Origin of the sequence: Stenotrophomonas sp. LC732 (genome assembly GCF_052446685.1) — a bacterium.
Taxonomy (GTDB): Bacteria; Pseudomonadota; Gammaproteobacteria; order Xanthomonadales; family Xanthomonadaceae; genus Stenotrophomonas; species Stenotrophomonas muris.
Genome location: NZ_CP199214.1, coordinates 858,483 through 871,762, shown reverse-complemented (window position 1 = coordinate 871,762; position 13,280 = coordinate 858,483). Strand labels below are relative to the sequence as shown.

The following is a 13,280-nucleotide window of genomic DNA, read 5'->3' as shown; positions in this document are numbered from 1 at the left end:
CGATGCCGGGCATTCCCCGGCATCGCCACCGCAACGCATCACCATGACCGATTCCCATCTCGACATCGCCCGCCTCGGTGGCACCACCATGGGCACCACCTGGAGCGTGTCGCTGGTCGCGTCGCGCCAGCGCGACCTGCACCCGCTGCACGCCGGCATCCAGGCGCGGTTGGACGACGTGGTCGCGCAGATGAGCACCTGGGAGCCCGGCTCGGATCTGAGCCGCTACAACCGCGCCGACGCTGGCCAATGGTGCGTGCTGCCGGCGGAGACCCGCCACGTTGTGACCTGCGCACAGGCCATCGCTGCCGCCAGTGACGGCGCCTTCGATCCCACCATCGGTCCGCTGGTTGCACTGTGGGGCTTCGGTGCACATGCCGGTGAACGCCGCCAGCCCGACGCCGCTACCCTGCAGGCCACCCGTGAGCGTTGCGGTTGGCAGCGCCTGCAGTGGCAGGATGATGCGCTGCTGCAACCGGGCCGGCTGGAACTGGATCTCTCTGCGATCGCCAAGGGCTTCGGCGTCGACCACGTCGCCGCCTGGCTGCGTAGGCAAGGGATCGCGGCGGCGCTGATCGAAGTGGGTGGCGAACTGGCCGGCTACGGCAGAAAACCGGACGGCCAACCGTGGCGCGTGCTGGTGGAATCCGCACCGGAAGAGGATGTGCACACCGAAACCCCGCCACGGGTGCTGGCGCTGGACGGCAAGGCGGTGGCCACTTCGGGCGATCGCTGGCACCAGTACCAGGCCGATGGCGAGGCCTACAGCCACAGCCTCGACCCGCGTACGGGCAGGCCGGTGCAGCAGGTCGCCGCAGCGGTCACCGTCGTGGCCGACGACGCCATGCACGCCGATGCCTGGGCTACCGCACTGACCGTGCTGGGTCGCGAACAGGGCATGGCGCTGGCCGAGCGCGAAGGACTGGCCGCGCGCTACCTGCAACGCACCGCAGACGCCCCGCAGGAATTTCTCAGCAGCGCCTTCCAGCGCCTGCTCGACGGGCAGGACGCATGAGCACTCGGCCATCGCGTGCGTGGCTCGGCAACACACTTGTACTGATCGTACTGGCGCTGATCGCTTGGGCGCTGCTGCGCCTGCACCTCGGCGACGCCTGGTGGCAGGGCGCACCGCCGGCACGGCAATCGGAGATCGCCATCATCGCCACCGCGCTGTACGCGCTGGCCTGCGCAGCCCTGTGGTGGCGCACTCGTCCGCGCGAAGATGCGGCGTCCGCCGATACCGCACCGCTCCTGCTGGTCTGGTCCAGCCAGACCGGCTTTGCCCGCGAACTGGCCGAACGCAGTGCCGAGGCCCTGCGTGGTGCCGGCGTGCCGGTGCGTGTGCGCGGGCTGCATGAGGTCGACGCCGCATTGCTGGCCGACAGCCAGCGCGCGCTGTTCATTGCCAGCACCACCGGCGAAGGCGATCCGCCCGACCACGCCCTGCCGTTCCTGCGCGGGGTGATGGCCACGCCGCCTCCGTTGCAGCATCTGCAGTACGGCGTGCTAGCGCTGGGCGACCGCAGCTATGGCCACTTCTGCGGATTCGGCCACCAGCTGGACCAGTGGCTGCGCCAGCACGGCGCGCACCCGCTGTTCGATGCGATCGAGGTCGACAATGCCGATCCGGCGGCGCTGCGACATTGGCAGCAGCTGCTGGGACAACTTGGCGGAGGCGCCACTGAACTGCCCGACTGGAGCCCGGCCGAGTATCAGCCGTGGACGTTGCTGCAACGCCAGCATCTGAATCCGGGCAGCCCCGGCGGCCCGGTGTACCGGGTGCGCCTGCAGCCACCGCCTGGCGTCGATGTGCAGTGGCAGGCCGGCGACATCGCCGAGATCGGCCCGCAGCACCCACGCCACAGCGCGCGCGCCTGGCTCGATGCACAGGGCTTCAATGCAGACACCGTGCTGGATGACGGGCAGGCGTTACTGGCCCGTATCGAGCGCTCGCATCTGCCCTCGCTGGTTCCCCCGGGTGATCTGCCCGCACTGCTGGCAACCCTGCAACCGCTGCCGCATCGCGAGTACTCGATCGCCTCGGTGATGGCCGACGGCGCGGTGGAGCTGCTGGTGCGCCGCCAACTGCGCGCCGACGGTACACCCGGCATCGGCAGCGGCTGGCTGTGCGACCACGCGGCCATCGGCGAACCGGTGCAACTGCGGCTGCGCCGCAACGACAATTTCCATGGCGTGCCCGCCGATGTACCGCTGCTGCTGATCGGCAACGGCACCGGCATCGCCGGCCTGCGCGCGCACCTGCACGAACGTGCCCAGCGTGGCGCGCGCCGCACCTGGCTGCTGTTCGGCGAGCGCACCGCCGCGCACGACTTCCATTTCGGCGAAGAACTGCAGGCGATGCTGGCCAGCGGCACGCTGGCACGGCTGGATGCAGTGTTCAGCCGCGACGGCGGCGCGCATCGCTATGTGCAGGACCGGCTGCAGGCCGAAGCGGCGACGCTGCGGCAGTGGGTCGATGAAGGCGCGACGATCCTGGTCTGCGGCAGCCTGCAGGGCATGGCCCCGGGCGTGGATGCAGTGATCGAGCGGGTGCTGGGTACCGCAGGCAGGGAAGCGCTGCTGCTGGCCGGTCGTTACCGGCGCGATGTGTATTGAACGAACCATCGGGGTCGATTCCCTTTCCGCAGGAAATGGCTCTGACCCCAACCACAGCCGCACCATTACGGCGTGTCCAGGCATGGTGGCAACCGCACGGCAGTAGATCCACGCCATGCGTGGATGGCGCCCACCGGCGCCCAGGAATCATGCCCCCGCCGCGCTCACCCGTATCGCCAACAACTCGCCACCACCGCTGAGCGCATGCCGTTGCCTCTCGCCCCCCGCCAACCACGCGGTGTCTCCCGCCTGCAGCGCCGGCAGGCCACTATCGGCACCGAACTGCGCCTGTCCGGCCAGCAGATGCAGCGCCCACGCAACGCCCGGTTCGCAGAAGAAGAACATCGACCCCACCAGCGGCCGGTGCAGCAGTTCGGCCTGCAGCAGCTCGCGCTTCCACATCAGGTTGAAGTCGTGGGTGGTGCCATCGACCAGTTCACCGTGCAGCGTTTCCTCACCGGCAAAGCGCGCCCGCCCGTGTGGCGGCAGCACCTGGGCCACGCGGCCATCCTCGAAACGCAGGCGCACGCCATTGCCCTGCAGCAGCACCAGTTCGCGCTCCACGCCGGGGAAGGTGGAGAACGCAGCGTCCTGCTCGATCTCGGCCACCGACAGGCGCAGCGCCCAGTCATCACCCTGTGCGGGCAGGCGCAGGATCTCGCGGGTCCAGCCAAGTCCATTCCGCCAGCGTTCGCGACGATAGTCCAGGCTGGAAATGACCTGGCTCGGAGTGTGCAACAGGGAGTCGACGTTCATCGGCGCATTGCATCACGCCACGCGCCATCATGCATCACCGCGTAGCGAGCGTGCCCTGGCCACCGCATCCGCCGGCCAGCAGCTGCGAGTGCTTCAGCCAATCCTGGTCAGGGTAGTAAGCAAACAGCATCGTGCCGCCACGCAACGCATCGATCAGCGGCTTGGCCACCGAAAGGCGCACCGCCGGGCAACCCAGGCTGCGACCCAAGCGCCCCTGCAGCTGCGCGGTGGCCGGGTTCACGTACGGCGCACCGTGGATGACGATCGCGCGTTCGCGCGCACGGTCGTTGAAGCCCGGCTCCAGCCCGGCCAGGCGCAGCGAATATCCATTACCGCCCATGTAGGTCTCCTGCGCGGTGAACGCGCCGAGGCTGGACATGAAACTCCCATCGCGGTTGGAGAAGTGCTGGGTGCGGTTCTCGCCGCTGTTGCGGCCATGCGCCACCCATTCCTCGAACAGCAGGCGCTGGTGGGCCAGGTCGAACACCCACAGGCGCGGCTCGGTGGACGGCCGCGAATAATCGATCACGCTGAGACGATCACCGTTGATGCCCAGCTCCGGACGCTGCAACGCACAGCGCATGGCGTGCGCCGCCAGCTGCAACACGTGGCGGTCAGCCTTGGGCGCACTGCGCGACAGCAAGGCAGCCAGATCATCAGCGCTGGTGGCAAGGGCGGGCGTCTGTGCCAGCGCCGGGGCGCTGGCCGAGGTCGCCAGCAGGCCGAACGCGGCCAGCCGGCACAGGCGGGATGCAGTCATGGGCACAACGAGGGGACTCAGTTGCCCTTGAGGGTGGACCCTGGCGGCTCGGATTCCAAGACCGGCTGCATTCCGGATTCAGCCGGGCTTGGGCGGACCGCCGGCAACGAGGTCACCAGCAGGGTCGTGCCCGGCACCAGCACCTGGTACAGCTGGCGGGCAAAATCGGCCGGCAGCGCCATTGGCAACGAGGGCGTGGCCAGCAGGTCCGGGGTGGCCTGGGCACGATCCTGGCCCAGCAGCGGATAGGCCGTCCACTGGTGCAGGCGCTGGTTCACGTCCAGCGGGCTGGGCGTATCGCTGTAGCCCTGCCCCATCACGAACAGCGTGGTGCCCTGGAATGCGGGCAGGGCGTCGGCCTTCAGCGGCGACTCGCCGATCATCACGCCGTCGCGCAGCACGTACAGGCGCTGGTCATGCAGGCTGACCAGGATGCCGACCTGCCCGGCCGGGGCTGCGCTGTCGTCCCACCAGGCCTGCGCCGGGGCCCCGCCCTCGGTTTCCGGCAAAGCCTGGCCGCGCGCGTTGACCGGTGCCAGCACCGAAGGATAGGCCAGGGTCATCGGCGAACTCTTGGCGTCGGCCACCACCACCGTATCGCCGCGCTGGGTTTCGCTGAACAGCTTCTGCGCGAACGCCTGCGGCAGGCGCACGCAGCCATGCGAGGCCGGATGCCCGGGCAGGCTGCCGCCATGCAGGGCGATGCCATCCCAGGTCAGCCGCTGCATGTAGGGCATCGGCGCGCTGTTGTAGAGGTTGGACCTGTGGTCCTTGTCCTTCTGCAGGATGGTGAACACGCCGGTCGGCGTCTCGTGCCCGGCCTTGCCCGAGCTGATCGTGGTCAGGCCGATGGCGATGCCGTTGCGGTACACGTAGGCGCGCTGCTCATCGAGGCTGACCACCAGCACGATCGGGCCGGTCGGTGAGATTTCCGGATGCCACAGGTACTCGCCCGGCTTCAGGTCGGTCGGTCCGCGCACTTCAGCGGTGCTGGCTTCGGCCGCAGGCTTGGCTGTCGGCGTCGGCGCAGCGGCATGGGCCAGCAGTGGCAGGGTCAGTGCCAGGGCGAGCATCAGGGTCGTGGGGCGGTGCACAAGCATCCAGCGGGGTCCTTTCCATGCGGAGCGGCCACCGTACACCATCGGCCCGTGGTGGCCGCGGCAAAACCAGGCGCCGGAAATGAAATTGCCCGGCGACACAGCCATGTGTCGTACCGGGCAATCGTTACGTCCTTGTCGGCCTGCTGCCGCCCCCTCGCATCCTGCGCTGTGGGGGTAGCGTTGCATCCTGCACGCGGCCGCGTCTGTCCTGTTTGTATCTCAGCCCCTTCCACAGGTCTGTGATGCCACCATCCTGGTGATTGGTGCCGCGTCCTGCGGCGGTCGGTGGTCACGGCCTTCCTGTCCGTGACCGGTGAACCAGCCTCCTGCCGGTTCCGACGATTCCTGCTGTCAGCGCCTGGGTACGGTCCGCACCGGTACCGATCCGGGTACCGGATCCGCCGGCAACAACCTGTTGCCTACGGTGATCCGCTGTCGATTCCGTTCGACGATCGCTTTCCCTATTCCCTTCACCTGCGTCAGGTCCTCGACGCGATGAAACGGGCCGTGTCTGCGCCGGTGCTCGACGATCGCCTCGGCCTTGGCGGCTCCGACCATCGTCAATCCCTGCTGCAGCGCCTGGGCATCGGCACGGTTGATGTCGATCGGTTCGGCGGCATGCGCCCCAGCGATCCCCACTACCAGCACCAGCGCCCTCAACACGACAAACCAAGGCACGACGTGTATCTCCCTGTGATTCTGGCCGCCCCGACCGGCAATCCCGTCGGCAGGAACAGTGTCCGTCACCACATGTGCACAGCCTATCGGTTTCCCGGATTTCCGTAAGCCAGCCAAATACCCGACGTGATGTAGGAAAAACCCTACCCGCGGCACAGGCGTAGAATGGCCGGATCAGCCCATGCAACCGGAGTTTCAGATGGACAGCGCCAAGCTCGGCCAATTCGTCAATGACAAGTGGGACAGCGAAATCGTCCCGCAGTTGGTCGACTACATCCGCATTCCCAACAAGTCGCCGATGTTCGACGCCAATTGGGTGCAGAACGGCTACATGGAACAGGCGGTCACCCTGATGGAGAACTGGGCCAAGGCCCAGCAGCTGCCCGGCCTGAAGGTTGAGGTGGTGCGCCTGGAAGGCCGTACCCCGCTGATCTTCCTGGAAATTCCTGCTACCGGCGCCGAAACCGGCGACGACACCATCCTGCTCTATGGCCACCTGGACAAGCAGCCGGAAATGACCGGCTGGGACGACGACCTCGGCCCGTGGACCCCGGTCCTGCGCGGCGACAAGCTGTATGGCCGCGGCGGTGCGGACGACGGCTACGCGATCTTCGGCTCACTGGCTGCGGTACTGGCACTGCAGGCCCAGGGCCTGCCGCACGCCCGCTGCGTGGTGCTGATCGAAGCGTGTGAAGAGTCCGGCAGCTATGACCTGCCGGCCTACGTCGACCACCTGGCCGACCGCATCGGCAAGCCGTCGCTGGTGGTCTGCCTGGATTCGGGCTGCGCCAACTACGACCAGCTGTGGTGCACCACCTCGCTGCGCGGCCTGACCGGCGGCAATTTCACCGTGAAGGTGCTCAACGAAGGCGTGCATTCCGGCGATGCCTCCGGCGTGATCCCGTCCAGCTTCCGCCTGCTGCGCCAGATCCTTTCGCGCATCGAGGACCAGGACACCGGCCGCATCCTGATCGACGGCATGACCGTGGAGATCCCGGCCGAGCGCCTGGAACAGGCCAAGCGTGCCGCCGAAGTGGTGGATACCGAGATCTTCGAGAAGTTCCCGATGGTCGACGGCCTGCGCCCCATGAACGAGGACCTGACCGAGCTGGTGCTCAACCGCACCTGGCGCCCGGCGCTGTCGGTCACCGGCGTCGGTGGCATGCCGCCGCTGGAATCGGCCGGCAACGTGCTGCGTCCGCAGACCTCGGTGAAGCTGTCGCTGCGCCTGCCGCCGACCGCCGATGGCAAGACCTGCGGCGAGCTGCTGAAGGAAGCACTGCTGCGCGACCCGCCGAACGGCGCGCAGGTCACCCTGGACCTGGAAAAGGCCTCCACCGGCTGGAATGCCCCGGCGATGGCGCCGTGGCTGACCCAGGCCATCGACGACGCCAGCCAGGCCTTCTTCGGCAAGCCGGCGATGTACATGGGCGAGGGCGGCTCGATCCCGTTCATGGGCATGCTGGGCGAGAAGTTCCCGGGCGCGCAGTTCATGATCACCGGCGTGCTCGGCCCGCACTCCAATGCGCATGGCCCGAACGAGTTCCTGCACATCCCGATGGGCAAGAAGGTCACCGCCTGCGTGTCCAAGGTGATCAGCGAGCACTACGCCGCCAGCCTGCGCGGCGAGACCAGCGGCTCGCCGGTGGCTGCCGACAGCGGCACCCGCCACGGCGACCACGGCTGCTGCTGATCCGGCACTCGTGACGGACGCAGCCTGGCCTTGCTAGGCTGCGTCCACACTCAAGCGGAATCCGCGCGCATGAATGGTCTGTTCGGCAGCAGCAGCTGGCTGTACATCCTGCTGGTCGGCTTCTTCGTCGGCCTGCTCGGGCGTTTCTTCATGCCCGGCAACAACCGCATGGGCTGCCTGCTGACCATCGTGCTGGGCATCCTTGGTGCCCTGCTGGCCGGTTGGTTCGGCCAGTACATGGGCTGGTACGCCCCCGGCGAACCGGCCGGTTTCCTCGGCGCGGTGGTGGGCGCGGTGGCCGTGCTGGCCGTCCTGCGCCTGTTCAGCGGTCGCCGCTGACGCCGCTCCCCCTTCCCTTCCTGTTGCCGACGTTGGCGCGCCCGGCGCGCCCGGATATGCCCGCATGACCGAACCCGCCTCCGATCCCCAGCGCAGCGCGCAGCGCCTGCAGTGGGCCCGTACCCAGCTCGATGATGCCAACGCGGTGGTCGAACGCGCTTCGGTTGACGCCGGCATGCGCAGCTACTGGCGCACCACCAGCACGCGCGGCAGCCACATCGTGATGGACGCCCCGCCGGGGCTGGAAGATCCGCGGCCGTGGCTGCGCATGCGCGGCCTGCTGCACGACAACGGTCTGCGCGTGCCCATGCTGCTCGCGCAGGACCTGGATGCCGGCTTCCTGCTGCTGGAAGATCTCGGCGGCCCGACCCTGGCCAGGATCCTCGACGAGCGCAACGCTGACGAATGGTTCGGTCGTTCGATCGAGCAGCTGCTGCGCCTGCAGGCGATCCCGGTGCCGGCCGACTTCGGCCAGTTCGGCGAAGCACTGCTGCAGCGCGATGCCGGCCTGTTCGACGAATGGTTCCTGCAGCGCCACCTGAACCTTGAACTGGACTGCGGCGAGATCGAAGGCCTGCAGCTGGTGCATCGCCGCCTGATGGACAACGCGCTGGGCCAGGCCCAGCTGATGACCCATCGCGACTACATGCCGCGCAACCTGATGCCGGTCGACGATGGCCCCGCGGTCCTGGATTTCCAGGACCTGGTGCGCGGCCCGATCGCCTACGATGCGGTGAGCCTGTTCAAGGACGCCTTCCTGAGCTGGCCACTGCAACGCGTGGACGAATGGCTGGCGCAGTATCACGAGCGCGCCCGCGACACCGGCCTGCCGGTGCCCGACCGCGCCACCTTCCTGCGCGATGCCGACTGGATGGGCATCCAGCGCCACGTGAAGATCCTGGGCCTGTTCTGCCGGCTGCGTTACCGCGACAACAAGGGCCATTACCTCGACGACGCACCGCGCTTCGTCACCTATCTGGATGAAGTGCTGCCGCGCTACCGCGAGCTGGCACCGCTGCAGCAGCTGCTGGACGACCGCATCAAGCCGGCGCTGGCCGAGCTGGGCGCGCCGATGCGCGTGGCCCGATGAAGGCGCTGGTCTTTGCCGCCGGCCTCGGCGAGCGCATGCGCCCGCTGACCCTGCACACGCCCAAGCCGCTGCTGGAAGTGGCTGGCAAGCCGTTGATCGTCTGGCACCTGGAACGCCTGGCCGCACTCGGCGTGCGCGAGGTGGTGGTCAACACCGCATGGCTGGCCGAACAGTTCCCGGCGACGCTGGGCGATGGCAGCCGATGGGGCCTGCGCCTGCATTTCCTGTACGAAGGGCAGACCCCGCTGGAAACCGGCGGCGGCATCCTCAACGCCCTGCCGGTGCTGGGCGATGCCCCGTTCCTGGTAGTGAACGGCGACATCTGGACCGATTTCGATTTCGCCACGCTGCCGCGCGAGCCGCAGGGCCAGGCGCACCTGGTGCTGGTCGACAATCCGGTTCAGCACCCGAATGGTGACTACCGCCTGGATGCACAGGGGTTCCTGCACCATGACCGCGAAGGACCATGCCTGACCTATGCCGGCATCGGCGTGTACCGTCCTTCGATCGTGGCCGACTGGCGCGCGGTGATCGGCGATGCGCCGGGCAGCGAGCGGCTGCCACCGAAGTTCTCGGTGGTGCCGCTGCAGAAGCACTTCATGGCGCAGGGGTTGATGACCGGGCAGCACCATCGCGGGCGCTGGACCGACGTCGGCACGGTGGATCGCCTGCGCGCGCTGGATGCGGAGTTGGCGGCGAACGGCTGAGCCCCTCGTGGTTGGACGTTTTGAGAGCAGTAGCCTTGCTTGGCCGGGCGGGGTGGATTCGCGGGGGACGCCGTGAACCCGTCCCTGGGGGCTTGGCCGCGGCATCCATGCCGCGGACACCCCCGCGAACCCACCCCGCCCGGCCTCTGACAGTTTCCGTGCGCGTCCAGCCACGGAAGAAAGAAAGAAAAGCAGAAGCGGGTCGCTTCGCTCTGGTGACGACCAACGGTCGTCACCCACCACAAGCAAGACACGTATCGACCAAGGTCGACACCCACCAACAGCAGTGCAGTACAGAGACCAGGCAGATCGCGGGAACCTGTCGAAGGCGGGGCGCTGTGGGCTTGCGGGGTGTGAGCCGCATGGATGCGGCGACCAAGCCCCCAGGGACGGGTTTACGGCGGCCCCGCAAGCCCACAGCGCCCCGCCTCCCCTCAGGAAGCCAGCTTTTGACGTTGACGTTGCTTCTGCGGGTGCAGGGCGCAGCCCTGCCGAACAACATCCCTCAGTAACGAGGCCGGCCTTCTTCCAGCACCTGGCGCAGGAACGGCACGGTGATCCGCCGCTTCGCCGCCAGCGATTCGCGGTCCAGCCAGTCCAGCAGGGTGATCAATCCACCCAGCTCACGGCCGGTGTGCGACAGCAGCCACTCGATGGCCGCTTCGTCGATGGCCAGGCCGCGTCGCAGTGCACGCTCGCGCAGCACCGCCGCCCGTCCTTCCTCATCCAGCGGCTGCAGCAGCACGCGCACGCACTGGCCCAGCCGCGAGCGCAGGTCCGGCAGCACCAGGCCCAGTTCGCCCGGCGCCTTCTGTGCCGTGTACAGCACGGTCACGCCCGCAGCGCGTGCACGGTTGTGGAAATCGAACAGCGCGATCTCATCCTCGCGGTTGCCGGCAACCTCGTCCAGGCCGTCCAGCGCCACCAGTTCGCGCGCTTCCAGCCCATCAAGCGCCGCACGGACACGGCCGGCGGCGCTGGCCAGCGGCACGTACGTCGGCAACCGTCCGGCCTGCTCGGCGCTGGAGCACATCGCCAGCGCCTGGTGGGTCTTGCCGGTTCCCGCCGCACCTTCCAGGTAGACCCAGTCGTGGCTGGCGCCAACCGCGATCGCGCGCAGCTGCGCCAGCGCGCCATCCGGCGCGCCGATGAAGGTCTCCAGGCGCTGGTCCCGCGGGTAATGCAGGGCCAGCGGCAGTTGCGGCACACCCATCACTTCAGGTCGGGGCCCTTGTCGTCCGGAACGATGATATGGGGCGCGTCGACCACGCCATCAAGCACGATCGCCGGCTTCTCGCCCACGTACAGTTCGCTCTGCCGATAGCGCTGGTGGGCATAGCGCAGCAGCACGTTGGTCACCGCCGCTACCGGCAGCGCCAGCAGCATGCCGAGGAAGCCGAACAGCTGGCCGCCGGCCATCACCGCGAAGATCACCGCCACCGGGTGCAGGCCGATCTTGTCGCCGACGATGCGCGGGGTCAGCACGTAGCTTTCCAGCAGCTGGCCCACGGTGAACACCACGCCGACCAGGATCAGCAGCTTCAGGTCGAAGCCCTGCGCCTGCACCAGCGCGGCGATCACCGCCATCAGCACGCCGGTGGTCGCGCCCAGGTACGGGATGAAGCTGATCAGGCCGGCAATCAGGCCGATCAGCAGGCCCAGCTTGAGGCCGACCAGCGACAGGCCACCGGCGTAGATCACGCCCAGCGCCAGCATCACCAGGAACTGGCCACGGATGAACGCACCCAGCACCTCGTTGGATTCACGCGCCAGCGCGCTGATGGTGCCGATCTGGTTGCGCGGAATCACCGAGGCCACCCGCTCGACCAGCTTGTCCCAGTCGCGCAGGAAGTAGAACGCCAGGATCGGCAGCAGCAGGATGTTGACCACCCAGGTCACCATCGCAAAGCCCGAACGCGAGACGTAGCCCATGAACGTGGTGGCGAAGCCGCCGGCCTGCTGCCAATGGCTGCGCACCCATTCGATCAGGCGGTCCGGATCCAGCCACTGCATCACTTCCAGGCCGGTCTTGTGCTCGAACCAGGGGATGCCGGTCTGCATCAGCCACGCCTGCGCCTGCGGCGCGGCCGCGATCAGGGTGGTGATCTGGCGCTCGATCATCGGCACCAGCACCAGCAGCAGTGCCACGATCACCAGCACCATCGCTGCGAACACCAGCACCACGCCGGTCATGCGCGAGCGGCCGGTGGCCTCGATGCGGTCCACCAGCGGGTCACCCAGCCAGGCCAGCGCCAGTGCCAGCACGAACGGGGTCAGGATCGGCGCCAGCAGCCACACCACCCAGCCGATCAGGCCGGCGAACAGGATGTACTTCAGCCGGCGCAGGAACTGCGCGATTTCAGCTTCCGGGCTCAGGATCATCGCAGGCGGTACTCGTTGCTGACCGGCGCGGCCACCGGGGCACCGGTGGTGTCATCGATCGGGGTCGGCAGGGCCGGCAGCGGCGCGCTTGGCACCAGCACGCCATTGTCGCCAAGCATGCGGTTGAAGCCGGCCAGGCCGGTGGTCATCTCCACGCTCAGCTCCAGTTGGCCGGCCGAGGCGTGCAGCGGGGTGACGCTGCGCACCACCGGCACCTCGCGCAGGCCAGCGGCCAGCCGCAGGTAGTCATCGGCGCTGTTGATGCCGGTCACCACCAGGCGGTAGGTGCCGGCCTGGCCGACGGCCACGCCGGCCTTGGCATAGCGCTTGACCAGCGCATCGGCGGCACCGTCGGCACCGGCGGCCATCGCGCGCATGGCGTTGGCGTCCTTGCTGGTCCACTTGTTCAGTTCGCGGCCGTTGTCGACGAACACCCAGTCCGCCTGCCAGCCACCGTTGGCGCGGTAAAGCTTGCCGATCAGCTGCATCGGCGGCGAGTAGCGCGAGGAGGCACGGGCCACGGCGGCGCTGTCCTGGCGCCAGATGGCACCGGCCAGGGCCTGTTCGGCAGCACCGCCGCTGGGCAGGCCCAGCTTGTAACCCCGCTCGATGGCGCGGTTCAGCAGCGGGCGGGCGGCATTGGCCTGCTGCACGCTGACCAGGCGCGGGCCACTGCCGTCGTCGACGGCCAGCCACAGCACCGGCTTCGGTCGCGGCTGCGGCCACAGCGGCAGGCCCAGCGCCGAGACCAGCGAATCGACGTCATCCTCGCGGAAGCGGGCCACCAGCAGGGTCCGGAAGCTCGGTGCGCCGCTGGCACCCACGCTCTGGTCCTGCTTGTAGTCGTAGCTGGCCACGTAGTCCTTGGCATTGCGCAGCGCCTGCACCACGCCGGGGCGTGACATCACGTTGCGGTCGCCGGACAGCTTGCCCAGCACCACGCTCAGGGCACGGGCCAGGGCACCGTTGCGATCGGCCTCGGCCTGGCTGTTGACGGGCACTTCGGCCTCGTAGGCCCCCGAAGCGGTGGCGACATCTCCCTCGGTGCGCAGGCCGCTCTGGGCCATCGTGGCCACCGGCAGGCTCAGTGCAAGGAGCAGGGTCAGAATCAGGCTGCGGCGCATCAGGACATCCATTGGCTCGACGAATCCGGGGGAAT

13 protein-coding genes are annotated in these 13,280 nt (G+C 68.4%); 6 read left to right on the top strand and 7 right to left on the bottom strand.

Going from position 1 to position 13,280, the window contains the following annotated elements; translation table 11 throughout:
* Positions 1–43: 43 nt before the first annotated feature.
* On the top strand, positions 44–1,015 hold the full coding sequence (locus tag ACT6SE_RS04260; RefSeq protein ID WP_046429359.1) for an FAD:protein FMN transferase: 972 nt from the start codon (positions 44–46) through the stop codon (positions 1,013–1,015).
* Entirely contained in the window at positions 1,012–2,616 is a 1,605-nt protein-coding gene (locus tag ACT6SE_RS04255; RefSeq protein ID WP_046429339.1) for a sulfite reductase subunit alpha, read from the top strand. Before ACT6SE_RS04260 ends, ACT6SE_RS04255 begins: the two co-directional genes overlap by 4 nt.
* A gap of 147 nt (positions 2,617–2,763) precedes the next feature.
* Here the strand turns inward: ACT6SE_RS04255 and ACT6SE_RS04250 are convergent, their stop codons facing one another.
* From ACT6SE_RS04250 to ACT6SE_RS04235, 4 genes are all read right to left on the bottom strand, one after another.
* Positions 2,764–3,372, bottom strand: coding sequence for a HutD/Ves family protein (locus tag ACT6SE_RS04250; RefSeq protein WP_046429337.1), 609 nt, complete (start codon positions 3,370–3,372; stop codon positions 2,764–2,766).
* Between the two features lie 34 nt (positions 3,373–3,406).
* The gene (locus ACT6SE_RS04245; protein WP_046429335.1) at positions 3,407–4,132 is read right to left on the bottom strand and encodes a murein L,D-transpeptidase catalytic domain family protein; all 726 of its coding nucleotides are present in this window, start codon (positions 4,130–4,132) and stop codon (positions 3,407–3,409) included.
* Positions 4,133–4,149: 17 nt separating this feature from the next.
* Complete coding sequence (locus ACT6SE_RS04240; protein WP_046429332.1) at positions 4,150–5,232, bottom strand: L,D-transpeptidase; 1,083 nt, start codon at positions 5,230–5,232, stop codon at positions 4,150–4,152.
* A 351-nt stretch (positions 5,233–5,583) separates the two neighbouring features.
* Positions 5,584–5,910: a ComEA family DNA-binding protein gene (locus ACT6SE_RS04235; protein ID WP_014036262.1), complete on the bottom strand. Its 327-nt coding sequence runs from the start codon at positions 5,908–5,910 to the stop codon at positions 5,584–5,586.
* Positions 5,911–6,109: 199 nt separating this feature from the next.
* On the opposite strand from ACT6SE_RS04235, the gene ACT6SE_RS04230 reads away from it, so the two are divergent.
* The 4 genes from ACT6SE_RS04230 (at position 6,110) to murU (ending at position 9,739) form a co-directional block, all read left to right on the top strand.
* On the top strand, positions 6,110–7,603 hold the full coding sequence (locus ACT6SE_RS04230) for a M20 family metallopeptidase (protein ID WP_014646250.1): 1,494 nt from the start codon (positions 6,110–6,112) through the stop codon (positions 7,601–7,603).
* 69 nt (positions 7,604–7,672) lie between these two features.
* Positions 7,673–7,942, top strand: coding sequence for a GlsB/YeaQ/YmgE family stress response membrane protein (locus ACT6SE_RS04225; RefSeq protein ID WP_005415577.1), 270 nt, complete (start codon positions 7,673–7,675; stop codon positions 7,940–7,942).
* A 64-nt stretch (positions 7,943–8,006) separates the two neighbouring features.
* Positions 8,007–9,032: an aminoglycoside phosphotransferase family protein gene (locus ACT6SE_RS04220; protein ID WP_046429330.1), complete on the top strand. Its 1,026-nt coding sequence runs from the start codon at positions 8,007–8,009 to the stop codon at positions 9,030–9,032.
* Positions 9,029–9,739, top strand: a complete 711-nt coding sequence (murU, locus tag ACT6SE_RS04215) for an N-acetylmuramate alpha-1-phosphate uridylyltransferase MurU (protein ID WP_046429329.1) — start codon at positions 9,029–9,031, stop codon at positions 9,737–9,739. Before ACT6SE_RS04220 ends, murU begins: the two co-directional genes overlap by 4 nt.
* Before the next feature lie 505 nt (positions 9,740–10,244).
* On the opposite strand, the gene hda is transcribed toward murU, so the two are convergent.
* Genes hda through ACT6SE_RS04200 form a run of 3 tightly spaced genes read right to left on the bottom strand, consistent with a single transcriptional unit; the run spans position 10,245 to position 13,257 of the window.
* Complete coding sequence (hda, locus tag ACT6SE_RS04210; protein ID WP_014646247.1) at positions 10,245–10,952, bottom strand: DnaA regulatory inactivator Hda; 708 nt, start codon at positions 10,950–10,952, stop codon at positions 10,245–10,247.
* Positions 10,952–12,121 (bottom strand): AI-2E family transporter, encoded by a 1,170-nt coding sequence (locus ACT6SE_RS04205; RefSeq protein WP_014646246.1) that lies wholly within the window; start codon positions 12,119–12,121, stop codon positions 10,952–10,954. The genes hda and ACT6SE_RS04205 overlap by 1 nt, the downstream gene beginning before the upstream one ends.
* Positions 12,118–13,257: a DUF2066 domain-containing protein gene (locus tag ACT6SE_RS04200; protein WP_014646245.1), complete on the bottom strand. Its 1,140-nt coding sequence runs from the start codon at positions 13,255–13,257 to the stop codon at positions 12,118–12,120. Before ACT6SE_RS04200 ends, ACT6SE_RS04205 begins: the two co-directional genes overlap by 4 nt.
* Between the last annotated feature and the right edge of the window lie 23 nt (positions 13,258–13,280).